Annotated in this window: 28 protein-coding genes; 19 read left to right on the top strand and 9 right to left on the bottom strand. The window is 35.6% G+C overall.

The annotated features are described in order from the left end of the window. Window positions 1–348: 348 nt before the first annotated feature. The gene (locus LRP81_RS16670) at window positions 349–726 is read left to right on the top strand and encodes an FAS1-like dehydratase domain-containing protein (RefSeq protein WP_230503239.1); all 378 of its coding nucleotides are present in this window, start codon (window positions 349–351) and stop codon (window positions 724–726) included. A 20-nt stretch (window positions 727–746) separates the two neighbouring features. Further along, window positions 747–1,541, top strand: coding sequence for an enoyl-CoA hydratase (locus tag LRP81_RS16665; protein WP_230503238.1), 795 nt, complete (start codon window positions 747–749; stop codon window positions 1,539–1,541). Window positions 1,542–1,565: 24 nt separating this feature from the next. Here LRP81_RS16665 and LRP81_RS16660 read toward each other — a convergent pair whose 3' ends face one another. Beyond that, window positions 1,566–1,751: a YhzD family protein gene (locus LRP81_RS16660; RefSeq protein WP_230503237.1), complete on the bottom strand. Its 186-nt coding sequence runs from the start codon at window positions 1,749–1,751 to the stop codon at window positions 1,566–1,568. A gap of 139 nt (window positions 1,752–1,890) precedes the next feature. Between LRP81_RS16660 and LRP81_RS16655 the strand changes: the two genes are divergently transcribed. The 6 genes from LRP81_RS16655 (at window position 1,891) to LRP81_RS16630 (ending at window position 9,761) form a co-directional block, all read left to right on the top strand. Then, on the top strand, window positions 1,891–2,793 hold the full coding sequence (locus LRP81_RS16655) for an ABC transporter ATP-binding protein (protein WP_230503236.1): 903 nt from the start codon (window positions 1,891–1,893) through the stop codon (window positions 2,791–2,793). Next, on the top strand, window positions 2,786–4,042 hold the full coding sequence (locus tag LRP81_RS16650; RefSeq protein ID WP_230503235.1) for an ABC transporter permease: 1,257 nt from the start codon (window positions 2,786–2,788) through the stop codon (window positions 4,040–4,042). The genes LRP81_RS16655 and LRP81_RS16650 overlap by 8 nt, the downstream gene beginning before the upstream one ends. Window positions 4,043–4,223: 181 nt before the next feature. Then, window positions 4,224–5,456 (top strand): metallophosphoesterase family protein, encoded by a 1,233-nt coding sequence (locus LRP81_RS16645; RefSeq protein WP_230503234.1) that lies wholly within the window; start codon window positions 4,224–4,226, stop codon window positions 5,454–5,456. A 4-nt stretch (window positions 5,457–5,460) separates the two neighbouring features. Then, window positions 5,461–8,487 carry an ATP-binding protein gene (locus LRP81_RS16640; protein ID WP_230503233.1) on the top strand — a complete coding sequence of 1,009 codons (3,027 nt, stop codon included), beginning with the start codon at window positions 5,461–5,463 and terminating at the stop codon, window positions 8,485–8,487. An 86-nt stretch (window positions 8,488–8,573) separates the two neighbouring features. After that, entirely contained in the window at window positions 8,574–9,518 is a 945-nt protein-coding gene (gene yhaM, locus LRP81_RS16635) for a 3'-5' exoribonuclease YhaM (RefSeq protein WP_230503232.1), read from the top strand. 66 nt (window positions 9,519–9,584) lie between these two features. Beyond that, window positions 9,585–9,761: a sporulation YhaL family protein gene (locus LRP81_RS16630; RefSeq protein WP_230503231.1), complete on the top strand. Its 177-nt coding sequence runs from the start codon at window positions 9,585–9,587 to the stop codon at window positions 9,759–9,761. A 184-nt stretch (window positions 9,762–9,945) separates the two neighbouring features. On the opposite strand, the gene LRP81_RS16625 is transcribed toward LRP81_RS16630, so the two are convergent. Next, window positions 9,946–10,806: a peptidylprolyl isomerase gene (locus LRP81_RS16625; protein WP_230503230.1), complete on the bottom strand. Its 861-nt coding sequence runs from the start codon at window positions 10,804–10,806 to the stop codon at window positions 9,946–9,948. Window positions 10,807–11,136: 330 nt separating this feature from the next. Between LRP81_RS16625 and LRP81_RS16620 the strand changes: the two genes are divergently transcribed. Together LRP81_RS16620 and LRP81_RS16615 are read left to right on the top strand one after the other, a co-directional pair. Then, window positions 11,137–11,223, top strand: a complete 87-nt coding sequence (locus LRP81_RS16620; protein WP_230503278.1) for a YjcZ family sporulation protein — start codon at window positions 11,137–11,139, stop codon at window positions 11,221–11,223. A gap of 30 nt (window positions 11,224–11,253) precedes the next feature. Next, entirely contained in the window at window positions 11,254–11,340 is an 87-nt protein-coding gene (locus LRP81_RS16615) for a YjcZ family sporulation protein (RefSeq protein WP_082153634.1), read from the top strand. A 111-nt stretch (window positions 11,341–11,451) separates the two neighbouring features. Here the strand turns inward: LRP81_RS16615 and LRP81_RS16610 are convergent, their stop codons facing one another. Beyond that, the gene (locus LRP81_RS16610) at window positions 11,452–11,643 is read right to left on the bottom strand and encodes a hypothetical protein (RefSeq protein WP_399207933.1); all 192 of its coding nucleotides are present in this window, start codon (window positions 11,641–11,643) and stop codon (window positions 11,452–11,454) included. Window positions 11,644–11,865: 222 nt separating this feature from the next. Here LRP81_RS16610 and LRP81_RS16605 point away from each other — a divergent pair, with 222 nt between their 5' ends. Continuing rightward, window positions 11,866–12,195 (top strand): DUF1878 family protein, encoded by a 330-nt coding sequence (locus tag LRP81_RS16605; RefSeq protein WP_230503229.1) that lies wholly within the window; start codon window positions 11,866–11,868, stop codon window positions 12,193–12,195. Here the strand turns inward: LRP81_RS16605 and LRP81_RS16600 are convergent. After that, the gene (locus LRP81_RS16600) at window positions 12,182–12,784 is read right to left on the bottom strand and encodes an HTH-type transcriptional regulator Hpr (protein WP_263458262.1); all 603 of its coding nucleotides are present in this window, start codon (window positions 12,782–12,784) and stop codon (window positions 12,182–12,184) included. The two genes, LRP81_RS16605 and LRP81_RS16600, sit on opposite strands and share 14 nt — an antisense overlap. A gap of 93 nt (window positions 12,785–12,877) precedes the next feature. Then, entirely contained in the window at window positions 12,878–13,243 is a 366-nt protein-coding gene (locus LRP81_RS16595) for a YtxH domain-containing protein (RefSeq protein WP_230503228.1), read from the bottom strand. Between the two features lie 323 nt (window positions 13,244–13,566). Between LRP81_RS16595 and LRP81_RS16590 the strand changes: the two genes are divergently transcribed. Then, entirely contained in the window at window positions 13,567–13,758 is a 192-nt protein-coding gene (locus tag LRP81_RS16590; RefSeq protein ID WP_230503227.1) for a hypothetical protein, read from the top strand. A 100-nt stretch (window positions 13,759–13,858) separates the two neighbouring features. Here the strand turns inward: LRP81_RS16590 and LRP81_RS16585 are convergent, their stop codons facing one another. The 3 genes from LRP81_RS16585 to LRP81_RS16575 all read right to left on the bottom strand — a co-directional run bounded on the left by LRP81_RS16585 (window position 13,859) and on the right by LRP81_RS16575 (window position 16,123). Then, a complete protein-coding gene (locus tag LRP81_RS16585; RefSeq protein ID WP_230503226.1) occupies window positions 13,859–14,386 on the bottom strand; it encodes a tryptophan transporter in 528 nt (175 codons plus the stop codon). Window positions 14,387–14,495: 109 nt separating this feature from the next. Further along, window positions 14,496–15,578, bottom strand: a complete 1,083-nt coding sequence (gene serC, locus LRP81_RS16580) for a 3-phosphoserine/phosphohydroxythreonine transaminase (RefSeq protein ID WP_230503225.1) — start codon at window positions 15,576–15,578, stop codon at window positions 14,496–14,498. Between the two features lie 122 nt (window positions 15,579–15,700). Continuing rightward, window positions 15,701–16,123 carry an HIT family protein gene (locus tag LRP81_RS16575; protein ID WP_230503224.1) on the bottom strand — a complete coding sequence of 141 codons (423 nt, stop codon included), beginning with the start codon at window positions 16,121–16,123 and terminating at the stop codon, window positions 15,701–15,703. A gap of 765 nt (window positions 16,124–16,888) precedes the next feature. On the opposite strand from LRP81_RS16575, the gene LRP81_RS16570 reads away from it, so the two are divergent. The 3 genes from LRP81_RS16570 to LRP81_RS16560 all read left to right on the top strand — a co-directional run bounded on the left by LRP81_RS16570 (window position 16,889) and on the right by LRP81_RS16560 (window position 19,705). Next, a complete protein-coding gene (locus LRP81_RS16570) occupies window positions 16,889–17,629 on the top strand; it encodes an ABC transporter ATP-binding protein (protein ID WP_230503223.1) in 741 nt (246 codons plus the stop codon). Beyond that, the gene (locus LRP81_RS16565) at window positions 17,622–18,836 is read left to right on the top strand and encodes an ABC transporter permease (protein ID WP_230503222.1); all 1,215 of its coding nucleotides are present in this window, start codon (window positions 17,622–17,624) and stop codon (window positions 18,834–18,836) included. The genes LRP81_RS16570 and LRP81_RS16565 overlap by 8 nt, the downstream gene beginning before the upstream one ends. Window positions 18,837–18,991: 155 nt before the next feature. After that, on the top strand, window positions 18,992–19,705 hold the full coding sequence (locus LRP81_RS16560; protein WP_317987088.1) for an EcsC family protein: 714 nt from the start codon (window positions 18,992–18,994) through the stop codon (window positions 19,703–19,705). 59 nt (window positions 19,706–19,764) lie between these two features. Here the strand turns inward: LRP81_RS16560 and LRP81_RS16555 are convergent, their stop codons facing one another. Next, complete coding sequence (locus LRP81_RS16555; protein WP_230503221.1) at window positions 19,765–20,967, bottom strand: M20 family metallopeptidase; 1,203 nt, start codon at window positions 20,965–20,967, stop codon at window positions 19,765–19,767. 112 nt (window positions 20,968–21,079) lie between these two features. On the opposite strand from LRP81_RS16555, the gene LRP81_RS16550 reads away from it, so the two are divergent. From LRP81_RS16550 to LRP81_RS16535, 4 genes are all read left to right on the top strand, one after another. After that, on the top strand, window positions 21,080–21,757 hold the full coding sequence (locus LRP81_RS16550) for a phosphatase PAP2 family protein (protein ID WP_230503220.1): 678 nt from the start codon (window positions 21,080–21,082) through the stop codon (window positions 21,755–21,757). A 554-nt stretch (window positions 21,758–22,311) separates the two neighbouring features. Beyond that, window positions 22,312–23,106, top strand: coding sequence for a cell wall-active antibiotics response protein LiaF (gene liaF / locus LRP81_RS16545; protein WP_230503219.1), 795 nt, complete (start codon window positions 22,312–22,314; stop codon window positions 23,104–23,106). Continuing rightward, entirely contained in the window at window positions 23,093–24,160 is a 1,068-nt protein-coding gene (locus LRP81_RS16540) for a sensor histidine kinase (protein ID WP_230503218.1), read from the top strand. Before liaF ends, LRP81_RS16540 begins: the two co-directional genes overlap by 14 nt. Next, window positions 24,160–24,804 (top strand): response regulator transcription factor, encoded by a 645-nt coding sequence (locus LRP81_RS16535; RefSeq protein ID WP_230503217.1) that lies wholly within the window; start codon window positions 24,160–24,162, stop codon window positions 24,802–24,804. Before LRP81_RS16540 ends, LRP81_RS16535 begins: the two co-directional genes overlap by 1 nt. Window positions 24,805–24,994: the final 190 nt, after the last annotated feature.

Here is a 24,994-nt window from a genome sequence, read left to right as displayed (position 1 = left end):
GAACACATTGTAACACGGACAATGATAATGGCCTTTCTTTTTACACAATATATGGACTTAATCACAAAATGAAAAAAACGGTCACACAAAAGGGAATTAAGTGCGCCTAAAACAACAAAATGAAAAACCGGATACACAAAAGGATAATAGCCGACATTGTATTCAACCGTTGCACTTGCAACAACCATCCACAAACCATTAAAGAGGTTTCTATTTTTCCCCTTTTCCGTTTATCCTGCTTTTAATGGGATTAATAAAACTTACGAATAAAGATGAGTGAATAATCATTCATTTCAATCTAATATGTATTATACTATAAGTAATTCTAAATTAAGGGGTGGAACATGCATGGCTATCCAAACGGGTGATGTTCTTACATACTCCCGAACATTTTCTGTGGAGGAAACGCTGCAATTCGGCGAAATATCCGGAGACAAAGGCATACATCATGTTGAAAAAGATGAGAGTGGACGTTTGATGGTACATGGATTATTAACAGCGAGCATTGGTACCAAAATCGGAGGAGACCTGAATTACATCGCAAGGAATTTGGATTTACTATTCAAAAGACCAGTTTTTACAGGGGATACTGTTTCATGTGAAGCAACGCTCAGCGATGTCAAACAAAAAGAAGATTACAAGGAAGTTTCAGTAACCTTTGTCTATACGAACCAACTTGGGAAGGAAGTATTGTTAGGCACAAGTTCCGGGATTATTAGAAAGTAAATGTGAAGGGGATGAGAGAAATGGGTATGGTAAATGTCATGAGGAAGGAACAAATTGCCATCGTGGAGTTAAACAGACCGTCATCATTAAATGCAATGAATGTAGAGATGCTTTTTGAATTAGATAAGGTGTTGGACGAATTATCAAAAGAAGATAGTAAGGTTCTTGTTGTAAAAGGAAATGGCAATGTATTTAGTGCTGGTGGAGATATTAAAATGATGGTGCAGAATAATGTTGGAGCCGAATTTGATGAAGTGATGGACACGATTGGTTCCATAGTTACTAGGTTATATTCGATGCAAAAAGTTACGATAAGTGCTATTCATGGAGCGGCAGCTGGACTTGGATTGAGTTTAGCACTTGCAAGTGATATAGTGGTTGCTCATAAATTTACAAAACTGGCGATGAATTTTATAAAAATTGGCTTAGTTCCAGATGGCGGCGGTCACTTTTTTTTAGAAAAAAGACTCGGGGAATCGAAAGCAAAGCAATTAATATGGAAAGGGGAAAATATATCTGCTGAAGAAGCTTGCCGACTTGGACTTATAGACGGTGTAACTGGAGATGAATTAGAAGAGGTAGTTTCAAATCAAATAGCATCCATACTTCAAGCACCATTTGAGGCAATGATGGAAACAAAATCAATATTTACGAAAACATCCTTATCCAGACTAGAACAGTTCCTCGAACTTGAAAAAAATGCGCAAAGAAGGATGCGGCAAACACCTGATCATAAAGAAGGTATTCAAGCATTTATTGAGAAAAGAAAACCGATTTTTTCCACTAAAACAAGCAATGGAACAAAAAAACTTTAAGGCGCTAACTAAGCGCCTTTCTTTTCATCTATGAAATAATACAAGTTTTCCACTAGAATTTGTACAACGGTGAGTACTTTCCGTGTAGTTTAATTCTTGCAATCTTTTTTCACCATATTCTTTTGCTACTTTTTCATTTTCCGCTTCAAATGACTCATCTAACAATGCTTCCCCGTTTTTGCTAAAAACTGTTAATGTGTATTTTCCCATTGGTTTCCCTCCGTCTATACGTAATGAATGAATATTCATTATAACAATATTACTAAAGATTACCGATTTATTAAAGTAATATGAAACTATTATCCTTTAAATCCGTATATGAATAGATGAGCATAGGAGGGATTACTACATGGCGCTAAAACTAGATGGGGTTACCAAACGATTTGGTAATCATGTGGCGGTAAATAATTTAAATTTAGAAATACCAGAAAGTGAAATGTTTGGTTTTTTAGGTGCAAACGGAGCTGGGAAAACTACGACTTTCAGGATGGTTTTAGGTTTGTTGGAGCCTTCAGATGGAAAAATTGCCTGGGCAGGAAAACCAATTACATATAATGAAAGTCATCTAGTAGGTTATTTACCTGAAGAGCGAGGATTATACCCGAAGCTTACAGTTAAAGACCAAATGATCTATCTTGGCAGACTGCGTGGGATGGATAAAACGGATATTTTAAAAGAATTGGATTATTGGCTCGAGCGGTTTAAAGTACCAGAATACTTGAATAAAAAAGTAGAGGAGCTATCAAAAGGGAATCAGCAAAAAATACAGTTTATTGCCTCTACCATTCATAAACCCAAATTATTAATTCTTGATGAACCATTCAGTGGGCTAGATCCTTTAAATGTGGAGCTCTTGAAAGAGGCGGTTTTGGAGCTGAAAAAACAAGGTACTTCTATTGTATTTTCCAGTCATCGAATGGAACATGTGGAAGAGCTATGCGAGCATTTATGTATTATGCATCATGGGCAACCAGTAGTTCATGGAGCATTAAGAGATATTAAGAGGTCGTTTGGAAAGAAAAATGTCATTATTCATGCAGACTTTAACTTGAATTTCCTAGAACATGTTCCTGGAGTTGTAAAGACAAAGCAAACTGCAGAGGGAATGATCCTACAGGTAGATGATGAAGATGTATCCCAAACCATTCTAGAGCAAATTACAGGAAAAGGATATATTAGAAAATTTATTTTAGAAGAGCCTTCCCTAAATGATATTTTTATTGAAAAGGTAGGTGCTTCTTACAATGAATAAGTTTTGGGTCATTTTATCTCATACCTATTTAAGTAAGCTGAAATCAAAGTCCTTTATTATATCCACCTTAGTAACAACTTTACTGATTATAGGACTTACAAACATTCAATCAATAATTGAAATATTTTCAAAAGAAGAAGAAAAAGTAATCGCAGTGTTGGATGAAGATAATTCAGTTTTGCCATTGCTGGAAAAGCAGCTTACACTGACACCTAATAGTAACATCCAATTAGAAGAAGTAAACAATGAATCAGATGCGGAAGAAAAAGTGACAGAAGGTGAATATGACGGACTTCTTGTTATATCAACGGATCAGGAAGGATTGCCTGCAGGATTGTACAAAGCGTCTTCTATCACTGATTCCGACACAATGATGCAAGTGGAAGTTATGCTACAACAAGTGAAAAATGAACTTGCGACAAGCCAACTTGGTTTGACACAAGAACAGATTTCCCAATTATTCACGCCGATTTCTTTTGATATTGTTGCTTTAGAAGAGTCAGCTAAAACAGCTGAAGAACTTAATCAAGCAAGAGGATTAGTGTATGTTCTTTTGTTTGTCATTTATTTCTCTGTCATCCTTTATGCAAGCATGATTGCTACAGAAGTGGCAGTAGAGAAATCATCAAGGGTAATGGAGATTCTTATTTCATCTGCATCCCCAATCATGCATATGTTTGGAAAAATATTGGGGATTGCACTATTAAGCTTAACGCAATTAGGTTTCTGGATAATAATAGGTTACTTTTCACTAAGTAGAAATGTGGAAGGAATCTCATCTGCTGGTGGAGTATTTGAATATTTTGGTGTAGGTGATCTGCCGGTTGCAACGTTTGTATATGCCGGGATATTCTTCTTGTTAGGTTATTTCTTATATGCGACATTTGCAGCTTTTCTTGGTTCTCTAGTAAGTAGAATAGAAGAAATTCAACAAATGATTATGCCAATGACCTTGCTTATTGTGGCAGGTTTTATGATTTCCATGTTTGGGCTTGGAAATCCAGATAACTCCTTTATCCAAATAACATCGTTTATTCCATTTTTCGCTCCGATGATTATGTTCCTCCGAGTGGGAATGCTGAATCTACCTTTTTGGGAAATCGGGCTCGCAATTGGAATACTTGTTGCAACGATCTTATTATTAGCAGTCTTTGGTGCAAAAGTATACCGTGGAGGCGTACTGATGTATGGGAAAACCTCTTCCTTAAAAGATATTAAAAAAGCATTGCAATTAACGAAGGAAAAATAGAAGACTGAAAGAAAAGCATGTGGTTTTTCAATAACCACATGCTTTTTTGTTTACTTGAAAAACTTGATTTTTGAAGCAGTGGTCAAGGCGCTTCCCTTTCTTTAAACACGAACGTGCATTCGTGTTTAAGGCATGATAAAATAGCTATATTGAATAGGGTATTAGAAAAGGAGAGTCCGACATGAAAAAAATCCGTTTCCTTCATGCTGCAGATTTACATTTGGACAGTCCCTTTAAAGGGCTTGAACACTTACCTGGTGAAATGTTCCAAAAGATACGTAAGAGCACGTTCCGTTCATTATCCAAACTTATTGATGCCGCAATTGTACATAATGTGGATTTTATTTTATTAGCAGGTGATTTATTTGATCGGGAGCAGCGGAGTCTCTATGCCCAGGCGATGTTAAGAAAAGAATTGTCTAGACTTCAGAGTGCAGATATTTCAGTGTATATTATCCATGGGAATCATGATTTTCTTACTGGTCATGATAAAAGTTTTACCTACTCTGAAAATGTATCTATATTTGCTGAAGAAGTGGAAAGCAAACCTTTTATCAAGGAAGGGGAGCATTTAGCCAACATTTATGGTTTTAGCTATAATAAACGCCATTTGACAAAAAATATGAGCAGGAAATATAAGAAGCAAAATGAGTTAGTCCCCTTCCATATTGGGATGCTCCATGGAAACTTATCCGGAAGAGAAGACCATGACCCATATGCACCATTCACAGTTGCAGAGCTTATAGATAAAGAACTTCACTATTGGGCACTTGGCCATATACATAAGCAGGAGGTACTTCATTCTAATCCACCTGTGGTTTACTCAGGAAACTTACAAGGACGGCATAAAAAGGAAGCTGGTCCAAAGGGATGTTTTTTAGTGGAATTATCAGAAATGGAGAGTCCTAAACTTGAGTTTCTTGAAACATCCGTTATTGAATGGGAAAGTCATGAGGTTTCTATTGCTGGACTAAACACTTTGGATGAACTTATGGATAAAATGAAAAGTATATTGGAAAAAACGAGAGAAGTAGAAAAGAGTAAATTAATTTCCTTTCAAATTGTAGGGAGTGGGGAGTTACATAATCTTCTATATGAAAATCAGTTGGAAGATTTAATGACTCTGTTAAATGAAGGAGAAGAAATAAAAGATAACTTTCTGTATGTTTACACAATAAAAGGAAAGACAATGGCTCAGTACTCTATAGATAAGCTTAAAGAAAAAAACTTCTATCGAGATTTTTTTTCCATAGTGGAAAATACAGACTTAAAAGATGAGAAATTTGCTTCGCTTTTCAGACATTCTGATGCACGTAGCTTCTTAGAACCTTTTTCTGAAACTGAAAAGGGAGAAATTCTTGAGGAAGCTGAAAAATGGCTTATCACTAAATTCCTTACGATAGAAAAGGGGTGAAAGGATGAAAATAAAAGGATTACATATTTACGGATTTGGTAAATTGGAAGATATCCATATAAATGATTTCTCTGAAGGCATTCAAATATGTTACGGGGAAAATGAAGCAGGTAAGTCCACCCTTATGGCGTTTATCCATGCGGTTTTATTTGGTTTTCCTGCCAAAAACCAACAGGAGTTGCGATATCTCCCCAAAAATGGATCTAAATATGGGGGCAAGTTAGTAGTTGAAACAACAGCTGGCCGTATCTTAACGATTGAGAGAATTGCAGGTAAAGCAGCTGGAGATGTAGTGGTAATGGATGAACAGGGTAACTCCAGCAGTTTAGATGAGGTACTAGAAGGAATGGACAAGACTATGTTTAAAGGAATTTACTCCTTTAATATTATGGATGTTCAAAACTTGAAACTAATTGATTCCGAACAATTAGGAAGTTACCTGTTCTCATCAGGATTAATCGGAAGTGATCAACTTTATAAGATTTCTCAGCAATTAGTAAAAGAACAGGACGAAATTTTTAAACCAAACGGCAGAAAGCCAGCAATTAATAAGCTTTTGACATCAATGAAGGATGAGCAAAAAGCAGTACAGCAATGGCAACAGAAGTTAAATCAATATGAAGATTTGCAAGCAAGACTCCATACTGGTGATGAGCAGCTTCTAATTGTTAAAAACAAAAAAAAGGAATTGGAAGAAAACATTAAATACTTGGAAATCATGTTATCCATTCAGCCTGTCAAAGATAAAGCAGAACAATTGAAGGCGCAATTAAGGGAATTGAAAAATGTTCGTTCCTTCCCATTAGATGGAATTACAAGATTGGAAAAGTGGCAAACAGAAAAAAATTTTTATCAATCAAAGTATAAAAAAATGTTACAAGATGTAGAATCCTATGAACAGAGTTTATTAGAATTGACTTTAGATGATCACCTGTTCAAAAAAGAAGAAGAAATAAAAAAGATAGTAGCAGAACGTGCAAACTATATTCATTTAAAAGAAAAATGGATGTTGCTAAAGCCAGAGTTGGAAGACAGAAAAAAGGAAATAGAAAGTTTAAAGCAAGAATTAAGCTGGTCGGAGCTATGTGATGAAGAGATTGTTCAATTGGATACTAGTTTAGCAACAAAGGCAGAATTAAAAGCACTTATCCAATTATATCAGGAACTGTCCATTCAAAAAAAACGGCTGGATGATCAATTTAAGGTAGTAAAAGACGAATTAGAAATGCAGGAAGAACGTGTAGTGGAATTGGAAAAGGAACTGCTACCGGAAGAAGAAGAATTACGAATGAAACAGGCACTTGCCGAACAGAACAATGAAAAATTGATTCAGGAATATAACATAACTGAGATGCTTATGTCACAGCTCAAGAAGCAGATAGAGATTCAAGAGAAAGAACAAAACAGTAATAAAAGAAATTCAATAGTCTTTTCGTTAATCACTTTAGGTGTTGGAATAATAAGTGCCATCTATTTATTTACACAAAATAATACTTTTATGTCTCTCCTCATACTTTTTACTTTTCTTTTATTTACAGGTATCATTTTTAAACAATCGCAAAAAGGAATTGGTATTCGAGATCTACAGAAGGAGTATCGTGAGCAGGAAAGTAAACTCCAAGATTTAAGGAACAGGATAAACGCTTCGGAATCAACTTTATTAACGGATGACTATAAGGTGACACTTTCTAAACAAGAGCAAGTAAAGCAACTTTTGCAAAAGGAGAAGTTGCTACTTTCACAATGTGATAGAGCATATAATAGAATCGTTGAACAGTTTGAAGACTGGGGAAAAGAAAACTATGCCTTTAAACAAAAATGGACATCATGGGCAAAGTTGAGAATGCTGGATCACATACCAGATACCTCCATGGAAGAGGCATATGAAAAAGTACTTTTGCTCAAAAATTCGATTTCTGCTTTGGTCTCGATAGAGAAAAATAATAACCATCTCCAACAAAAGCTGGAAGAATTTCAATTTAAAGTATCATATCTATCGAAAGAAGTACTTGAAGTAGATGGTACATTATCTGTGGAGGATACTATTATTCATTTTAGTACCTTAAAAAATGAGATATCGGTAAGAAAATTGAAGGCTGAGCAGTTGCGGGAAGAAATCGAAGAAAAGAAAGAGGAAGTAGCTATACTTTTCACACACTATGAAGCCGCAAACAAACAAATAGAAATGTTGTATGAGCAAGCTGGAGCGGAGGATGAAGAGTATTTCCGAATAAACAATCAGAAAAATACAAACCGATTAGAACTTGAGCAGGAGTTATCCATCATTAACGGTCAATTAGTGCATTTACAGAATGCTTATCAAGTTAAACATGAGGAGAATAAACCAGTTGAAGTTTGGCGTTCAGAAAAAGATAGCAGTCAGCAACAATTACTGGAGCTGAAAAATGAAGAGCAAAAATTAATAGAAGAACGATCAGCAGTCCAGGAAACCATTCGTCATCTTGAAGAAGAGGGGAGCTATTCAGATAGCATTCAACAGTTTGAATTGTCAAAAGGAAAGCTGCAACAGTATGCTCGTAAATGGGCAGTATATATGACAGCACAACAGCTATTAAACAATACGATGGAATTTTATCGGAATGTAAAACTTCCGAAAGTGTTGGAACATGCCTCTTCCCATTTTCAATTTCTTACCGCAGGCAAGTATGTCTGTATTCAAGATAATGAATTGGAACGAAAATTGGTTGTTCAGCAAAAAGACGGAACCATATTTGAGCCAAAGGAATTAAGTCAAGCAACGATTGAACAATTGTACATTTCAATCCGTATCGCAGTGGCAACTGTTTGGAGCGAGCAACAGAAGTTTCCATTTATCATGGATGATAGTTTTGTGAATTTTGATCGTCAAAGATCTGCCCTTGCCATCTCTCTACTAAAAAGCTTAGTAGATAATGGGTATCAAATTATCTTTTTCACATGTCATCATCATATTAAAGAGGAACTAATGGATGCGAGAAATGCTAAAGTATTTGAGTTTAAATCAAATGTAGTAGCCGGGCTGAGTTCATAAACTCCGCAATATGATAGGTGTAAATGAGTGCCATTAGTTCCATATGTTATACTAATAAATATCTATTGAACAGGGGGAACGAGTAGATGAAAAAGGGAATTCTCCACTTTGAAGTGGGAGAGCAAGTTGATGTTCATTTACTAATAAAAACAGCAACAAAGGGAATTGCCAGTAATGGTAAACCTTTTTTAACATTAATTTTCCAAGATAAAAGTGGAGAAATAGAAGCAAAATTATGGGATGCATCTATAGATGATGAAAGTTTATATACTCCACAAAGCATTGTAAAAGTACATGGTGATATCCATCACTATCGGGGCAGAAATCAGTTAAAAATAAGGAAAATAAAACCGAAAGAAGATCATGAACAAGTGACGATTTCAGATCTTATTGAAACAGCACCGATGGATCAAGAAGAAATGATGGATAAAATAACTCAGGCTATTTTTGAGATGAAGAATTCTAATATCCAAAGAATAACTCGACATCTTATGAAAAAGCACCAAAAGGAGTTTCTTCAATATCCTGCTGCGACCAAAAACCATCATGAATTTGTTTCAGGGCTTGCTTATCACGTAGTTTCCATGCTTGATCTGGCAAAGGGGATATCTGCATTGTATCCTTCTTTAGACAGGGATTTATTATATGCAGGAGTGATTCTACATGATTTAGGGAAGGTAACAGAATTGTCTGGTCCACTTTCGACAAGCTATACAATTGAAGGGAACTTAATTGGTCATATCTCCATCATGGTTAATGAAATAGGAAAAGCAGCAGAAGAGCTTGGAATTAATGGAGAAGAAGTAATGATTCTTCAACATCTCGTACTAAGCCATCATGGAAAATTGGAATGGGGAAGTCCGAAAATGCCCTTAATAAAGGAAGCAGAGATTTTACACTATATTGATAATATAGATGCAAAGATGAATATGCTTGACCGAGCACTTGAACGTGTGAAACCTGGTGAGTATACAGAGCGAATATTTGCAATGGATAACCGAAACTTCTACAAGCCCACTTTTCATAATTAGTACTAGCTCCCCCTAATCTATCATATGTATAAATAAGCAGCACATATGAAGAGAGGGGGATTTTCAATGCCGTGGTTTATGTTATTGGTTGTTATCGGGATATGTTTTAGTGCATATATGACTTTGAGGTCAGCTAAGGAAGAAAAAGAAATAGAGGATGTCATCATTGAAAAAGAAGGACAAGTTTATATGGATAGGATTCAAGAGGAAAGAGAGAAAAAACAACAAATACTTCAGCATTGATAAGAATTTCTAGGTCATAAAGAAGGGACTGCCCAGAAAGGAATACTTTCGTATGGCAGTCCTTTTTATTAAAGACTTCAATAAAACGACACTGTATATCTCCCGAACAGGCTTTGCTATACTCAGGCTATTCTTAAGACTCCTCAGGCTTCGGGGGTTTAAGGCTTGTATATCAGTCGTTTTTTTATTCCTGTTCTTCCTCATCTTTAAAGGCATTTTGAAGTGTGTTATCTTTAACATTTACGTTGGCAGCATCCAGTATCTTTTCAACAGCAGTATCAACAGAATCCTGTTGTACTTTTGAGAGAATCAACTCATCTTCAATTTCTGCTCTAATGTCTTCTAGAGGTTCTTTTTCTTTTTTGTCAGTCACTTTAATAATATGAAAGCCATACATACTTTCAACTGGTTCGCTAATTTCATTTATGTCTAAGCTGTAGGCAGCTTCCTCAAATTCAGGTAGCATTTTCCCAGCCCCAAACCAATCAAGGTCACCACCATTTTGGGCGGTAGAATCAGTTGAATATTCTTTTGCAAGCTCAGCGAAGTCTGCACCTTCATCAAGTTTTTGTTTTACTTCTTTTGCGGTTTCCTCATCTTCTACAAGAATATGACTTGCTCGTATTTCTGCTTTTTGTTGCTCATAATACTCTTCTATTTCTTCCTCAGTGACTTCGATATCTTCCATAGCTGCTTTTTCCTGCAACATGGATATCCGTAACATTTGTTTCAATTGCTCTTCATCTTTGAATCCACTTTGCATAATAGCCATCTCAAATTGTGGTCCGAGTTGTTGTTTTAATTCATCTACTCGTTCTTGGACTTCCTCATCTGTTACTTCATACTTGTCGCCAAGAACTTTCTCATATACGAGCTCGCGAAGAACGTCCTCACCAATCCGGTCTTTCATTGCCTCGTAAAGTTCTTGTTGTGTAATATTTCCAGCAGTAGTTTCGACAATGACTTCTGAATTATCAGCTTTATTCATATTACATCCTGATAAAGCTAAGAGGGAAGCGGTAACGGCAATTAACCATTTTTTCATTTGAGTCATCTCCCATATGTAGTAAAATGTTCCATCCCATACTATAGCACATTCTTCTATTTTAATGAAATTTAATACTAATGAAGATAAGAGAAAACATGTTTGCTAAACTTCAGTCGTTTTTCTATAAATCAACTTAGGAAAATGGGCATCCATCTATACCAAAAATTGATTCCACACATAAGATAAAACGTATCATGAAATTTACCAACACAAACCTGTTGTCCCAGGATTTCATGTAAAAAACCTAATAATCAGGGTAAACGCCTATGCCTCCTTAGAAATAGTTGCATAAGATATCGTAACAACTCAAAAGGAGGTGTTACTAAGATGGGTGGTGCGTACGCAGGTGGCTTCGCATTAATCGTAGTATTGTTTATCTTGTTGGTAATTGTAGGTGCAGCTTGGTTGTACTAATAACATCTCTAAAAAAAAGGAGGAACTAAAATGTCTGGTGGACATTCCGGAGGATTTGCGTTAATCGTAGTATTATTTATTTTGTTAGTAATCGTAGGTGCGGCTTGGTTATATTAATCTAACCCTGCGAACGACAGGTAGCATGTCTCTTTCATTTATGGACAAAAAGCCTGTCAGTCGAAAAAACACCTTCCAGCATTTAATGGAAGGTGTTTTGTACGTTTTGGTTTATTTAACGTTTAACAATATATCTACATAACAAGAAATTAATAGAATGGTAATAAGGACATTTATGGTTCGGAAAACTTTCGGTTGACGCTCCTCCGGAATTTCTTTCTGAACGCATAAGGCATTCGTTAATTTATTTATGTAGAAGAGTATAAATACAGCTAGCAATACAAACAAATATGCGATAGCCATAAGATCCCTCCTTTACTGCACTCTTGCGTATACTTATTTTATTCTTATGGTTTCTACCTTATCAAATAATTTGCAAAAAAGATACCTTGACATTTCAAATGTATTACAATTAATCTCTCAATGGTATTTTGATTGTCTATATGATAGAGATATTGGTAAGGTACGAAATCTGTTGTAAAATAATTAAAGTGTAATTTGATAAATACATAGCGAGGAATGAAAATGTTGGAAGACAGATTGTCAGCTTTAGAATATCATTTAGAATTGTTAGTGAAACAAATGGATCGCTCAAAATATCCACTAGATTATATAATTATTCGTGGAAACCTTTCAAGAGAAGACGTACAGTCATTATTTTCCACTTGTGAAAAATTGAGCATAGAAATGGAAAAGCAAAAAGCGGAAGGTTTTGTTACATTCACTCCGCTTCTTAATGAGTTCAGACATGCGATACATCCAAGCTTGAATTTGGATGAAACGATTAACGCATTACATATTCAAGGGAAATTTGTTCCCCTAATGGAAGCTTTTCAAAGGCTTACAAGGAAGTAGTGACGCTTTCATTTTTTTCAGTGAGTGTTTCTTCTTTTTTTGTAAGCTTACCATCAATTTCTTCGAAGTCTTCCTCAATGTTATTAAAGGATCTCTCAAATATTTGCATAAAATCTTCTCCATATACGTTCCTGATTACACACATAATATCTAGTAACTCTGGGAATTTCCCATACAGATCATGCATTGGCAATGCACCGCTGAAAACAGAATTTTTACTAGGATCATAGCTTTCCATCAATTCTAGTAGAATTTGTTCCCCTTTATCTGTTAACTCAATATACGTATTTCTTTTATCATTCTCTTTTTTTGAGAAACGTAGTAACTCTCTTTCTTCCAGTTTCTTCGAAAAGTTAAAAGCTGTAGAGACATGCATTACCCCAAACTTGGCAATCTCAGAAATGCTGGCACCTTTTAAATGATAGGAAATCCAAAGTATATGGTGTTCGTTAATATTTAAGTCATATGGCTTTATCCATTGCTGCCAGTCTTTTTCTATCGTTTTCCAAAGCGCTTTGCTAAGCTGTGCTACACGCTGGCTGAATAGCATTGCTTCTTTTAATGAATACTGTCCATTTTGATTTTTCACAAACTCACCTACTTTTTTCTAATATATTACTATCTATTATGACAATAAAATAAAAATTAATAAAGGTCAAAATTTACAAAAAATTAAAATTTTTTAATTAGACGCTTTTTTTCCAACTTTTCTTTCAAGATTTTCTAATTCCTTTTCTAAAACTGCAATGCTTTGTTGGATAGATTCTTGATGTGGCTTAATGCTATTCTTCCACAAATCAACAGAAACCTTCACTTCATTTGACATGTTACCTACTGTGGCCTTTCCTTCTTCAATTGCTTGTGTTACTTGCTCCTTTACTATCAATGCCTCTTTTTTTAACTCTTCAAGGGTTAATTGAATATTTTGTTTAGCATTTTTTACTTTTGCTCGGGTTTCTGCTCCAGAAGTAGGTGTGGTTAACAGGGTGGATAGCCCCGCAATCGTACCACCAATAAGAACTCCCCAGATGAATGATTTCCCATTCATGTTTATCACCTCTTATTAAAAATTATGTGAATATAGTTCAATACCCTAAGATTATTATATAATTCAACATTTATTAAAAAAATCCTCTTTTTATTAATCTCTTTGACTCAAGGAATGTCTAACGTCTTTTTTTGCTAGAAATCGATACATGCAAGAATTACGTACAATAGAAAAATAAACAGGACTAGTTTAAGCGTTTGCCAAAAAAGGCACAAAATATACCAAAATGAGTTTTCACCAACTTCTATATCAATTAAATTGACCATTATTGGGTTAAGCTTGTGTCAGCTTGCATATCTTTGAAGGAGAGGGGGACGAGGGTAATGTCAGCAATAAAATTGTGTTTATTCATTTTAAGCATCTTATTGTTAATTGGCGGGGTAAACTATTACCTTGCATCTCAAAGAGGAGGAGCATATCCTCCAAAAAGAATTTTACAACAAAAAGCGATAGCAATCGGCGGTGCAGGAGGAGTATTTTTTCTTTTAGCAGTTATTGCGACATGGGTTTCTTAAAAACCAGAAATACCTCTGCCAGCACCTACGTTCGATGAGCTATGCGCTATTCTAAAATAAAAGGGGAAATTCCATAGCTGGAATTTCCCCATGAACTTTTTTATTTGGTTTCTAGAATGAGATTTGATCGTTTTGCAATGCTTATGACAATTGGATAAAGTATGATCATAAAAAACACATTTAATGCTACGGTTGGTAATACAATTGTCAGCATCAAGAATGAAAGTGTTAGACCGCTTGGTAATCCAACAAAAAATAAGGCTGCATATAGGAAAATTGCCCCAGATAAAAGGGTACCTATCCCGGTCAATACCGCTGCTTTAATGAGAGGTAAATTCACTTTTTTCATGACAATTAACATGAAAAAGAACAAAAATGCAGTTATAGGTTTTTCAATCATATTGGGTAGTTGTCCGCCAGGAAATGATGTAGTTAATCCTGTAATTACACCAGTAACGATTCCTAGTAATAATACATTTTTCCTTTCTGGAAAAAGTAGAATTCCAAGGAACATCATAGCTAAAGCTATATCTGGCTTCATTCCAAAGATAATGCCTGGTATTACCGCATGTAAGACTGCTCCAAGACCGACAAGCAACGCTAAAGAAACTAATGTTTTTGTGTTCATTTCTCATCTCTCCTCAACTAATCTTTTCTATTGTAATTCCATTAGTACACTCATTGTCTAATGCGAATTATGATTACAGTATATTAAAAATTCTTGTGTTTGAAAAGGTTTACCTATTATTGGATTGGAAATTATCCATAAACTCTACAAGTGCTTTGCAAGATTCCAGGGTAACAGCATTATAGATAGAAGCTCTGCATCCACCTACCAAACGATGTCCAGCTAAACCAACAAATCCCTTTTCTTTAGCTTGATGCAAAAAAAGTTGCGTAAGCTCCTTAGTTGGAAGGGTAAATGTAACATTCATGAATGATCTAGAATCTTTTTTTGCAGTTCCTGTATAAAACCCTTCACTTAAATCAATAGCATGATAAAGAAGTTGTGCTTTTTGATGATTCTTTTCTTCTATATATGTTAGACCACCTTGTTCCTTCACCCATTCAAGGACAAGGGAGAGCATATAAATCGAAAAAGTTGGAGGTGTATTATAAAGTGAATTATTTTCTGCATATGTTTGATAGTTAAGCATGGTAGGGGTGTTTTTATGACATTGTTCCAATAACTGCTTACTAATGATAACTACAGTCACCCCAGAAGGACCAAGATTTTTTTGGGCACCAGCATAAATGAGTGAAATATCCTCAATCGGTATTTTTCTACTTAAAATATCACTCGACATATCTGCAATAAGCGGCACATTAGCAGGTAGGACGGGGAACTCTCTCCATTGTGTTCCAAAAATGGTGTTGTTACTAGTTAGATGTAGATAGGCAGGATTTTTAGAAAGCTGAATGGCAGAAGGTATGGAGCTATATCCTTTGTCTTTTGAGGAAGAGGCGATATGGCAGTTGCCAATTTTCTCTGCCTCTTTTAATGCTTTTTCAGACCACGAACCGGAAAGGATGTAGTTTGCAATGTTATTCGAGTGAAGAAAGTTCATGGGGATTGCGGAAAATTGTAAGCTAGCTCCACCTTGCATAAAAAGCACCTCATATGTATCAGGAACCTCGAGAATTTCTTTTAATAGATTAGAAGCTTTTACGTGAACACTCTCGTATTCTTCACTTCGATGACTCAATTCCATGACCGACATACCAGTATTCTGAAAGTTTAAGAATTCTTGTTGAGCTTTTTCTAGTACTGTTTTTGGTAGAGCAGCAGGACCTGCATTGAAATTATAGACCTTCTTCATCCTAGTAACCCCCTAAAGTATGCAGAAAATATTACTATATATCCTAACACGAAAAATGTTTGAATACATGTAAAATTACAAAAAAAAGACGCGGCTCTTTTCAGATTCCACGTCAAGATAAGTTATTGGATGGCAGAAGCAATCTCAGATGAGATATTTTTAAGGTCTTCAGGTGTGTAGTCGCTTTGATTGGATTTCCAAACAGCTCCAAATCCATCACCTTTGCCAAAGCGAGGCAGAATATGTAGGTGGTAATGAAAAACAGATTGGCCAGCTTCAGCACCGTTATTATTTAGAAGATTCATTCCGATAGGCTTAAATTTCTCTTTTATCGCAGTTGTTATTTTTGGTACAACTTTAAAGAGCTTTTCTGCGATTTCAGGGGTCAATTCATATATGTTTTCCTTATGTACTTTTGGAATAACTAATGTATGACCTTTTGTCACTTGACTGATATCAAGAAAGGCTAGGACATGTTCGTCCTCATATACCTTTGCTGCTGGAATATCTCCGTTAATAATTTTGCAAAAAATGCAATCACTCATCAAGATCACCTCTTTGAATTATTTTTCTTATTTTACCACGCTTTAAGCCACATATAAAACGAAAACAAGCAAGAGCAGAGGCTCTTGCTTGTCAGAAGAGGAAGAGAGACATCGATGCTTCTCATTTCGAATAGGAGAAGCTTACAAAAACAACATTTTAAACTTCAAATAACTGTGTTTGATAAACACCTCATTTGATAAAAAATGTGTTACTGTTTAGCTTTCCTGTTCAATACAATCATCCCCTTGTTACTAAGTTTCACAACTGGAGTAACTTGGTAGTGTGACATTAGATGTCTCATTAATGAACACCACATAATAAAAATGAATATCACAGGTTACAACTTTTAAGATAAAGTGTCGCCTGTAAACACCTCATTTCAAACTTATTCGGAGTCCATTTTAATGATTGATTTTGAGTTGTAGAAGGTTAAGTCCCACAACGATTTAGAGAAAATCCTTACCACTTTTTAAAATAAGCAATACTGTCTTTGACAGTCACCTCATTTATAAGAAGTGAACTAAGGTTTCGAAGCTCTCTTCCCCTTCATTACATATGATGCGCACTTTTTCAGAAATTATGTTATGGTAAAATTTATGAAGGGGAAAATAATATATAAAATAAATGCAGAGAAAGAACAAAATAGTATCTTGTTGTTAATCGAAAAACAACAAAGGATGTGAAAACATCCATTTTAAAAAGGAATTTGCGTTATTCTGTAGTAACTATTATACATAGAAGGCTTTTAGAAAGGATAGATCGATATGAGTTTATTGGAAATTAGTGGGTTGACAGGCGGTTACACAAATCAGGCTGTGCTGAAAGATATTTCTTTTCGAGTGAAACCAAATCAGCTAGTAGGGTTAATTGGATTGAATGGTGCTGGAAAAAGTACCACCATCAAGCATGTGATTGGAACGATGGAACCAAAGAAAGGGTCCATAAAAATAGATGGCATTTCCATTCAAGATGATACAACCAAATATCGCTCCACATTCACATTTATTCCAGAGACACCAATACTATATGATGAGTTAACACTGTATGAACATTTGGAATTGACAGCAATGGCCTATGGATTAAGTAAAGAAACATTTGAATCCAGGTTACATCCCTTATTGAAAGAATTTAGAATGGAAAAGCGATTAAAATGGTTCCCTGCGCATTTTTCAAAGGGGATGAAACAAAAAGTTATGATTTTGGCTGCATTTTTAATTGAACCTAGATTATACATAGTGGATGAACCGTTTGTTGGATTGGACCCATTAGCAATTCACTCACTTCTTGAACTGATGGAAAGAGCCAAAAAGAGCGGTGCTGGTATTCTCATGTCGACACATATTTTGGCAACAGCCGAAAAGTATTGTGATTCTTTTGTTATCTTACACGAAGGCGAAGTAAGAGCTAAAGGAACTTTAGAGGAATTGAGACATCAATTTAAAATGCCAATGGCTTCTTTGGATGATTTATATCTTCAGCTGACAAAGGAAGAAAGCAATGTTTAATGTAGATCAATTGTGGAAAAATCGTTTTAGTCAATATGTAAATGATACTCGCAAATACTTACGGTACATGTTCAATGATCACTTAGTGATTGTCATGATATTTTTATTAAGTGGACTTGCACTCGCGTATCAGAATTGGTTGGAAATTGTTCCTCCTGATTTTCCATATGCTCTCTTAATGGGAGCAGTACTTTCATTGTTATTGACAAGAGGTAGTATCCATACATTTTTGAAGGATCCTGATCTTGTCTTCTTGCTACCATTAGAAGAAAAATTAAAACCTTATAAAAATAAATCGTTTTTGTATTCCATCGTATTAGAAAGTTATTTTTTACTTTTAGTTTTTGGTGTTTCTGTACCATTATGGTTTAGAGTTTCTGAAGCTAATTTCCAAACTCTTGTTGCTGTATTTATCCTCCTTATTGGAATAAAAGCTTGGAACCTTTGGTTAACATGGTTGCTAACTCATTATACAGACAAGAAAATCAGGCTGATTGATTGGTGGATTAGATTGGCTCTAAATTTCGGGCTTCTTTATCTTATTTTTTCAGGAGCGAATATGCTTCTTATAGGTATGCTCCTATTAGTTATGATATTGTTACTGATTTATTTTCAAAAAGCAACTTCAAAGATGAATTGGAAATGGGAGCTGCTAATTGAAAATGAAACAAAGCGTATGCAGCTTTTCTATCGTGTTGCTAATTTATTCGTAGATGTACCTGGTTTGAAGGGAAAAGTTAAACGAAGAAAATGGCTTGATTTGTTACTTGTATTCACCTCTTACGAAAAGAGAAATTCTTATCAATACTTATATTTAAGAACATTTCTGAGATCTGGGGATTACTTTGGCTTATTTGGTCGACTGCTTGTGATAGGTCTGGTGTTGCTATTTTTGCTTCCTGTTGGATATTCCACTTATTTAGTACCAGTAATTGTTTTATACTTAACTGGTTTTCAGCTGATACCAATGTGGAGACATCATTATAATAAATTATGGCTAACCATCTATCCTTTAGATGAAAAACAACGGTTAAGTGCCTTTACAAAAATGATTATGTATATTCTTATTACTCAGTCCATAATCCTCGGAGTGGCAGTTGTCATTGTAGCTCCTTTTACACAGGCTGTAATAGTGCTTATTGGAGGTATTTTATTCTCCATTCTTTATGTACAACTTGTTGTGAAAACAAAAATTGCTAAACTTTAATACATACACTCGTTTGATCGAATGGTCACACGGGTGTTTTTAGATACAAACGAATATTAGGGAACATTTCCGATAATCAACTCGTATAACTTAATGAGGTTTTCCATATAAATGACCCATATGGGAGATATTATCCCTTATAAGGAGTGTATATCATGATATATGAAGAAAAAGCGATGGAAGAAGTTAGAAGATGGAAAATGACTTTTATAAAAAAATCTAGCATGTTCCAGCGTATATCTAAAGGTGCCCAAAATAAAGTGAACACACTTATTCCAGAAAAGGTTCATACTGTGATGACAGAAAGTATAAAAAAGATGGTTCAAGGCACATTGATGGGAAGTAACATCACAACCAAATCAAATTCTAATAGTATTGTCATGACGTTACAAGAAAAAGAGGAATTAATAGGTGAAAAATTGAACGTTTATAAAAAAACAGCAGCAGTGGAAGGTGCAGGTACTGGCGCTGGAGGTATTCTACTCGCTATGGCTGATTTCCCTTTGCTCTTATCCATTAAAATAAAATTTCTTTTTGAAGTTGCGAACATTTACGGATTTAATACGAAGGAATATGAAGAACGAGTGTTTATTTTGTATATTTTTCAATTGGCATTTTCAAGCGATACACGAAAAAAAGAGGTAATAAAGTATATTGAAAATTGGGAAGAACATAAAGAGGCAGCAAAAGAATTGGATTGGAGAGCCTTCCAACAAGAATACCGGGATCATATTGACTTAATTAAAATGTTACAGATGATTCCAGGATTTGGTGCGGTTGTCGGAGCTTACGCAAATTATAATTTTCTTGATCAGTTAGGTAGTACAGCCAAAAACTGCTACCGTATCAGGATTTTACAAGAAAAATAATAGCAGTCCGGTATAGGCTATGAGCCTGTACCGGACTGCTTATTTTCATTGTTACTTTTCTATTGTAAGCTAACAAGTTTTTCTTTCTCGTGCTGATGGTATAGTACAGTTGCAGCACCTAATGTTTTAGCAGCAATCAATAGAGATTTTTCATTAATATCAAACTTAGGATGATGATGAGGATAAGCAACTTCTACTCCTTCAGGCTTTGCCCCAGTAAAGAAAAACGTACCTTTCACATGTTGCAGGTAATAGGAGAAATCTTCTCCCCCCATATGTTGTTCATTTTCTGTTACATAATCCACGCCCTCGACATTAGAGGCGATACTAACTAAATATTCTGTTTCATCTTTATGATTTACTACTGCAGGATATCCTCTAGTAAATTCATAATCATATGTTGAACCATTTAAAGCACAAGTTGCAGCTGCAACAGTATTGATTTCAACTTCAATTTGCTCTCTTACCTCTTCGTTGAATGTACGCACAGTGCCAATGAGTTGTGCAGTGTCTGCTATTACGTTAAAGGCATTCTCTGCTTTAAAAGAACCAACGGAAATAACTGCTGCATCAATAGGGTTCACTCTGCGACTTACGATTTGCTGTAAGTTTAGAACAAGTTGGGATGCTGTTACAATGGCATCCTTTGTTTTATGAGGCTGTGCACCATGACCACCAGATCCTTTTACATTAATAGTAAAACGATCAGCTGCCGCCATTACAGGACCTACACGGTATTTAATCGTACCTAACTCTACTCCTGACCAAAGATGTGTTCCAAAGATAACATCTACTTCCTTTAAGCAATCGTCATTAATCATTGCGATTGCTCCTCCAGGTGCATATTCTTCAGCATGTTGATGTATAAGGACAACTGTTCCTTCTAGATCATCTTTTAGTTCATTGAGACATTTTGCTAATACTAATAATGTAGCAGTGTGACCATCATGACCACAAGCATGCATTACACCAGGAACCTTTGATTTATACTCCACCTCTTTTTCATCCTGAATAGGTAGAGCATCAAAGTCAGCCCTTAACGCAATAGTTTTTCCTGGTCTTCCACCGCCAATGGTTGCTACTATGCCATTGCCACCTACATTTGAACGGAAAGATATACCTAGTTTTTTGTAATAATCAGCTATGTATGCAGCAGTTTGAAACTCTTTAAAAGAAACCTCTGGGTATTGATGTAGGTAACGTCTAATTTCCACCATTTCATCAAAGTGGTTTTCCAACATAATATTTAATTTGTTTAACATAGCCATGCCCCTTTTTGATTATCTTTTAATCTAGTTTATATGACTCAGAAGAAAAAGAATAGTCATAACTTTCATAAATTTAGTAAAATAGATGGAGAAAGGGGGCATTTTTTTGGAAGGTCAAATAGGAAACGAAAAACGAAAGTATAGTGGATTTAGAAGATGGAGCAGGCTTGCACTATTTATTAGTTGTGGAGGTTTTTTCCTTTGGTCATTTTTCCAAGTTGTTGGTGAACAAACATTTATTTTTGATGACACCATAAGGAAAATTGTAAATGGTCTAGGTATCGAAAGTATTATTTCTTTCTTTCATATCTTCACGATGCTTGGGGATAAAGAGGGTGTAATTATCATTTTACTTATCTCACTAGCTTTGATTTGGTGGAGAAAAAGAGATTATGCAGCGATGGGAATACTTGTAGTAGGGGTAATTATTGTTAATGAACTGAACAAATGGCTAAAGGACTATACTGGTAGAGAACGTCCGATGACCGGCCCAGGGGCAGAAAGTCTTAGTTTCCCGAGTGGACATGCCATGATAGGGATATTCTTTTATGGACTACTATTATATTTGCTTTTAAAATACATGAAAGAAGATAAATACAGAATTCCTACTGCAATTATAGGTGCTTTATTTATTTTTTTACTTGGGGTTAGTAGAATTTTCCTAAATTACCATTACCCATCTGATGTGCTAGCGGGCTATGCCATCGGATATATATGTTTGGTAATTGGATTACTATTATATGAATGGATTTATACTTTCTTTGCAAACAGACCTTCAAGGTGATTTTTATTAGAATCGTTTCATTCCTTTTCTTTTACTTTTATGTATGAATAACAAAGAACCTCACGAGGTCATAAGCCGATCCGACAAGAAGGTGAAACCCAAACTTCTCACCGCCTCATCTTTTGCTTTTCGGGGCTGACCAAGGCACTTACGCTTTTCTGATTGTCTAGCTCCAGGCGCCAGCGACTAGCAAACTTCCCTCGTCTCCTTACGATAAGGCAACATCGAATCGCTTGCGCTCTTCGTGTTTTCTTTATCTCATACGGCGAGTTCCAGTTTGTACGTCGCTAAACGGGCGCCTTACGCTTTTCTATTTCCGACTTAAGACGGATATAGAAACTTTCTGGAGGTCAGGTTTTTTGGATTAGATAAATAGTAAAATGTTAGTATAAATAAGATTATCTCTAATTATTGATAGACCTTAGCAAATACTTGAGATTGTTCAGGGCACATGAACTTACTTTCAGGTGTATTGCGTCTTCAACTAACTAGAAATAATAATAAGTATCCTTCAATTTGTTGACTTGTAGGGGAAGGAGGAATGAGAAAACGAAATGAAAGCATTTAATCAAAAAATAATCGCTATCATATTTGTTTTTATAGGAATTATGTTACTTCTTGTAAATATTGGTGTCATTTCCTTGGAAATAAAGCAGTATTTTGTCACCTATTACCCAGTGTTGATAATTCTTCTAGGATTAAAGTTGTTGGTGGACACCCTTTTTTATCATAAACATGCCCTTTTTATTAGCATATTTCTACTTGCATTTGGAGTCCTTTTACTACTTGATCGCCTTGACTTACTATTTTTTGAATTCAATATGTTTTGGAAGTTATGGCCGTTGTTAATTATATATTTTGGATTAAAATTGTTTGTTAATAAACGACCAGTCAAGGTGTTTATAACTAAAAATGATGATGAATTTAATGACTTATTTAATTCGCAAGATCTAGTAGAGAAAGAGGGAAAACAAGCAAAATCAACCAAACGGGTTATTACGGTTGGTGATATGAAGATGAATAAACAAAATTGGGCGGTAGAGCCATTGAAAGTTTGGAATGTAGTTGGTGATTATTATTTTGACTTTAGTAAGGCATATATCCCTGATAAGGAAACACATATTCAGATAAAAGGTGTAGTTGCCGACTTAAAAATGCTCATTCCCGAAGATTTGCCTATTAAGATTACGGCAAAAGTGAAAGTAGGACATTTAAATATTTTTGGTGATACTTCAGAAGGAAAAGGTAATCAGTTGTTTTTTGAATCATCAAACTATGCGGAGGCGACGAGAAAACTCAATATTGTCCTTGAAATGAAAATAGGAGATGTTCGAATTGACCACGTATAAAAAAGGAAAAAAGATTGAGAGTCTTAGATTCTGGTACATCAGATCTTTTATTGTAGTATCTGTCGTATCTTCCTTTCTGTTTTTTCTATTTTTTCAAACTCTATTATTGTTTTATCCGGAGGGGCTGTTGGTAGATGTGGAATGGAGTGTGATTATTGCCGCTACTTCCTTTATTATCACGGTCTTGACGAGTATCTATTTTGGCTATAAACAGAGTGGATATATGAAAAATAGATTGGATGATCTCTCCACATTTATCGCGACATTAGCCAGGGGGAAATTTTCTGAGCGGATTGCAGTGGGGGGAAAGGACGAACTTGGACGATTAACGGAAGATATTAATCAGTTAGCTTATAAAATTCAAAACCAAGTGAAATCCTTACAAAAGCTTGCCGACGAAAAAAACGAGCTAGCTATTAAAGCACATAATGCCGCTACAATTGAAGAGAGACAAAGATTAGCGAGGGAACTACATGATTCAGTAAGCCAGCAGTTATTCGCACTTAGTATCATGTCATCAGCAGCCATCAGGATGTTTGATCCTTATCCTGAGGAGGCGAAGAAACAGCTTACAGATATCGCATCTATTGCAGCGAAGGCTCAAGGAGAAATGAGAGCTTTACTCCTTCATCTAAGACCAATTTCACTTACAAATGATACGCTCAGTGTCGGCATTCAAAAGCTGCTCGTAGAATTGGAAGAACGTACGCCAATAACCTTTCAAAAGGATATTCAGGATATAGATACACTGTCCAATGCTACCGAAGATCACTTGTTCCGGATCATACAGGAAGCCTTATCTAATATTCTCAGGCATGCCGATGCAACAAGTGTGAAATTGGACATGCATCAAAAAGGGAAACAATATGTATACATATTTATTAGTGACAATGGAAAAGGTTTTGAACTAAACACTCAAAAACAATCATCCTATGGTTTACACACTATGAGAGAGCGCTGTGAAGAGATAGGTGGACAATTCAGTATCCGCTCTAAAAAAGGAGAGGGAACTCATATTGAAATTCATGTACCTATAAGAGAGGAGGAAAATTGATGGAAAAGATAAGAGTAGCGGTAATTGATGATCATGATATGGTTCGAAAAGGGCTCTTGGCTTACTTAGTAACAGAACCCTCTATTGAAATAGTAGGCGAAGGGTCAAGTGGTAAAGCTGCTATTGAGATAGCAAGAAAAGAAAAGCCGGACGTAATACTAATGGACTTATTGATGGAAAATGGTACTGGCATTGAGGCAACGAAAGAAATCATAACATTTTTACCAGAATGTAAAATTATTATAATAACAAGCTATTTTGATGATGAACAAGTTTTTCCTGCTATCGAAGCTGGAGCGTATAGCTATCTGTTAAAAACTGCAAGGGCAGAAGATATAATAAAGGCAATCGAAAAGGCAGTGAGAAATGAACCTGTCATCGAACCTAAAGTAGCAAATAAAATGATTAATAGGTTTCGTGCTCCATCAAAAGCACTTCACGACGAACTAACGGAGCGGGAATTAGAAGTTTTAATGTGTCTTGGTGATGGGCTAACAAACCAGGAAATAAGCGATACATTATTTATTGGAGTAAAAACGGTGAAAACTCACGTAAGTAATATTTTAAGTAAACTCCAAGTAGCAGATCGTACACAAGCGGCAATTTACGCTAATAGACATGGTGTGTTGCGAGAGGAAAAGTAATAAAGAGGCTGGGACAAAACTAAAGGACACAAACAAAAAGACGAACAATATAATGGCCGACAATAAATGCCGCTATTGATTTCCGTGCAAGACTTCGCTTTCCGCGGGTGACCCGCGAGCCTCCTCGGCTTCGCCTGCGGGGTCTCACATTGGCCACTTCTCCCGCAGGAGTCTACGTCTTGCCCTCCAA

The organism is Sutcliffiella rhizosphaerae (genome assembly GCF_917563925.1).
Taxonomy (GTDB): Bacteria; Bacillota; Bacilli; order Bacillales; family Bacillaceae_I; genus Sutcliffiella_A; species Sutcliffiella_A rhizosphaerae.
Note: the sequence above shows the minus strand (reverse complement) of the source record. Positions and strands in the feature narration are given on the sequence as shown.

Excerpts from the sequence above, each read along its gene's own strand:
- LRP81_RS16670 (WP_230503239.1), top strand. The coding sequence starts at position 349 with ATGGCTATCCAAACGGGTGATGTTCTTACATACTCCCGAACATTTTCT.
- LRP81_RS16665 (WP_230503238.1), top strand. The coding sequence starts at position 747 with ATGGGTATGGTAAATGTCATGAGGAAGGAACAAATTGCCATCGTGGAG.
- LRP81_RS16660 (WP_230503237.1), bottom strand. The coding sequence starts at position 1,751 with ATGGGAAAATACACATTAACAGTTTTTAGCAAAAACGGGGAAGCATTG.
- LRP81_RS16655 (WP_230503236.1), top strand. The coding sequence starts at position 1,891 with ATGGCGCTAAAACTAGATGGGGTTACCAAACGATTTGGTAATCATGTG.
- LRP81_RS16650 (WP_230503235.1), top strand. The coding sequence starts at position 2,786 with ATGAATAAGTTTTGGGTCATTTTATCTCATACCTATTTAAGTAAGCTG.
- LRP81_RS16645 (WP_230503234.1), top strand. The coding sequence starts at position 4,224 with ATGAAAAAAATCCGTTTCCTTCATGCTGCAGATTTACATTTGGACAGT.
- LRP81_RS16640 (WP_230503233.1), top strand. The coding sequence starts at position 5,461 with ATGAAAATAAAAGGATTACATATTTACGGATTTGGTAAATTGGAAGAT.
- yhaM (WP_230503232.1), top strand. The coding sequence starts at position 8,574 with ATGAAAAAGGGAATTCTCCACTTTGAAGTGGGAGAGCAAGTTGATGTT.
- LRP81_RS16630 (WP_230503231.1), top strand. The coding sequence starts at position 9,585 with ATGCCGTGGTTTATGTTATTGGTTGTTATCGGGATATGTTTTAGTGCA.
- LRP81_RS16625 (WP_230503230.1), bottom strand. The coding sequence starts at position 10,806 with ATGAAAAAATGGTTAATTGCCGTTACCGCTTCCCTCTTAGCTTTATCA.
- LRP81_RS16620 (WP_230503278.1), top strand. The coding sequence starts at position 11,137 with ATGGGTGGTGCGTACGCAGGTGGCTTCGCATTAATCGTAGTATTGTTT.
- LRP81_RS16615 (WP_082153634.1), top strand. The coding sequence starts at position 11,254 with ATGTCTGGTGGACATTCCGGAGGATTTGCGTTAATCGTAGTATTATTT.
- LRP81_RS16610 (WP_399207933.1), bottom strand. The coding sequence starts at position 11,643 with ATGGCTATCGCATATTTGTTTGTATTGCTAGCTGTATTTATACTCTTC.
- LRP81_RS16605 (WP_230503229.1), top strand. The coding sequence starts at position 11,866 with ATGTTGGAAGACAGATTGTCAGCTTTAGAATATCATTTAGAATTGTTA.
- LRP81_RS16595 (WP_230503228.1), bottom strand. The coding sequence starts at position 13,243 with ATGAATGGGAAATCATTCATCTGGGGAGTTCTTATTGGTGGTACGATT.
- LRP81_RS16590 (WP_230503227.1), top strand. The coding sequence starts at position 13,567 with ATGTCAGCAATAAAATTGTGTTTATTCATTTTAAGCATCTTATTGTTA.
- LRP81_RS16585 (WP_230503226.1), bottom strand. The coding sequence starts at position 14,386 with ATGAACACAAAAACATTAGTTTCTTTAGCGTTGCTTGTCGGTCTTGGA.
- serC (WP_230503225.1), bottom strand. The coding sequence starts at position 15,578 with ATGAAGAAGGTCTATAATTTCAATGCAGGTCCTGCTGCTCTACCAAAA.
- LRP81_RS16575 (WP_230503224.1), bottom strand. The coding sequence starts at position 16,123 with ATGAGTGATTGCATTTTTTGCAAAATTATTAACGGAGATATTCCAGCA.
- LRP81_RS16570 (WP_230503223.1), top strand. The coding sequence starts at position 16,889 with ATGAGTTTATTGGAAATTAGTGGGTTGACAGGCGGTTACACAAATCAG.
- LRP81_RS16565 (WP_230503222.1), top strand. The coding sequence starts at position 17,622 with ATGTTTAATGTAGATCAATTGTGGAAAAATCGTTTTAGTCAATATGTA.
- LRP81_RS16560 (WP_317987088.1), top strand. The coding sequence starts at position 18,992 with ATGATATATGAAGAAAAAGCGATGGAAGAAGTTAGAAGATGGAAAATG.
- LRP81_RS16555 (WP_230503221.1), bottom strand. The coding sequence starts at position 20,967 with ATGTTAAACAAATTAAATATTATGTTGGAAAACCACTTTGATGAAATG.
- liaF (WP_230503219.1), top strand. The coding sequence starts at position 22,312 with ATGAAAGCATTTAATCAAAAAATAATCGCTATCATATTTGTTTTTATA.
- LRP81_RS16535 (WP_230503217.1), top strand. The coding sequence starts at position 24,160 with ATGGAAAAGATAAGAGTAGCGGTAATTGATGATCATGATATGGTTCGA.